Source organism: Psychrobacter sp. Pi2-1 (assembly GCF_904846645.1).
Classification (GTDB): Bacteria; Pseudomonadota; Gammaproteobacteria; order Pseudomonadales; family Moraxellaceae; genus Psychrobacter.
Map to the genome: position 1 here is coordinate 1 of NZ_CAJHBO010000044.1, position 1,578 is coordinate 1,578.

At 33.0% G+C, this 1,578-nt stretch carries 2 protein-coding genes; both read left to right on the forward strand.

Annotation, left to right across the window (positions count from 1 at the left end):
* Positions 1–197: 197 nt before the first annotated feature.
* A complete protein-coding gene (locus JMX91_RS13150) occupies positions 198–728 on the forward strand; it encodes a hypothetical protein (RefSeq protein WP_201549607.1) in 531 nt (176 codons plus the stop codon).
* Between the two features lie 4 nt (positions 729–732).
* Positions 733–1,338: an alpha-ketoglutarate-dependent dioxygenase AlkB gene (locus tag JMX91_RS13155; RefSeq protein ID WP_201549608.1), complete on the forward strand. Its 606-nt coding sequence runs from the start codon at positions 733–735 to the stop codon at positions 1,336–1,338.
* The last annotated feature ends 240 nt before the right edge of the window (positions 1,339–1,578 follow it).

A 1,578-nucleotide genomic window follows, 5' to 3' on the forward strand; every position in this document is an offset into this window, starting at 1 on the left:
CTATTTTCTTAACGGCTTCTGCTTTAAATTCGTCACTGTAGGTTCTTACTTTCTTGGTCATGGTAAACTCCAGTTAATACGCTTAGTTTACCAAGTTTAGTTGTACGGTTTCTTCAGCATAGCTCAATGTACTATTCGTAGACTTTGGTTGTGGCTGTGCTACTTCACTGCTTGCAATATATAGTTACGTGGAGGAAATGAAATCTTTACCTTGGGATACTGTAGCATCTTTACCTAGTAACTTAACCTATATAGGAAAAGACATCAATGACGAGCTATTAGAAAGCGCCATAAAGTTAACTAAAAAAACCTTTAATAACTATTTTACGAGTTACGAAAATCATGCTGATTCTGATGAAAAGTGTGTGATAATTACAACAGATATCGCTAATATTGGCTATAAAAACATCATTTTTAATTTTGCATACATTCTAAGTCAGAATGGTATTGAAGATTATTTGGAATCATTTGTTGAAAAAATTGTCGACTCAGTAAAGCAATATAATTGTAATTACTATTTGGTTTATCAAAATTTCTATTGCGCAAAGAATTATAATAAAATGATAGCGATTTTAGAGAGGAATAAATTGATTGTTACAGAGCTTAAAAGTGAGAAAAATGGATTGTATAGTTACAGTGTCATAAGAAACTTGGATATATTAGACAAAGATTCATTACGATCAAAATACTTAAACTATAGTATTGCTCGAATAGTGAAAGGAGGGTAAGTAGATGTCCTTTAACTTTGATTTGTTTGCATCAGAATATGAACCACACCAACCAAGTCTTGCTAGCGGTTTAAAATACAAACGAGAATTCATAACGTCTGAAGAACAAAAAAGATTGATTAGTTTTATCGATGAAAATGAATGGTCAAATGAGTTAAAACGCAGAGTACAACATTACGGTTACAGATATAATTACAAAGTTAGAAAAATAGATGAGTCTTTAAGAGTAACTTCTATACCTCATGAGTTAGATTTTATTTTAGAACGTTTAGTCAGTGATGGAATATTTGATGCAAAACCAGACCAACTTATCATCAACGAATATTTATCTGGACAAGGTATTACAAAGCATACGGACTGCGTACCTTGCTTCAAAGATACTATTGTGATGATTAGCCTTAATTCGACTTGTGTTATGAAGTTTACTAAAGACAATATGGAAACTATTGAATTATTTCTTGAACCAAGAAGTATATTGGTCTGTAGTGGCGAGTCTAGGTATGAATGGGCACATGAAATACCGCCAAGGAAAAGTGATAAACATAATGGTAATATAGTTTATAGAGACAGAAGAGTTTCATTAACTTTCAGACAGGTAATTTTAGATTAGTAATCATATTAACAATTAATTTAAACTCCACCCAACAAAAAAAAGCCACTCCCTAAAGAGCAGCCTTTCATCATCTGTCATCTGAAAAATGCTAGTTATTGCGGACGGCCTTGGAGACCATCCCGAATTCTGTGTAACTGCCATTTAGATTAAATGCTTACTGATACGGTCATCAAACATAATCATAAAACGATTCAGAGCAGACGTCCAGTTACGGATTGGCATCGACCACTTTTTGGA

What these genes read in the sequence shown, in the direction of transcription:
- JMX91_RS13150 (WP_201549607.1), top strand. Translation starts at nt 198, where the DNA reads ATGAAATCTTTACCTTGGGATACTGTAGCATCTTTACCTAGTAACTTA.
- JMX91_RS13155 (WP_201549608.1), top strand. Translation starts at nt 733, where the DNA reads ATGTCCTTTAACTTTGATTTGTTTGCATCAGAATATGAACCACACCAA.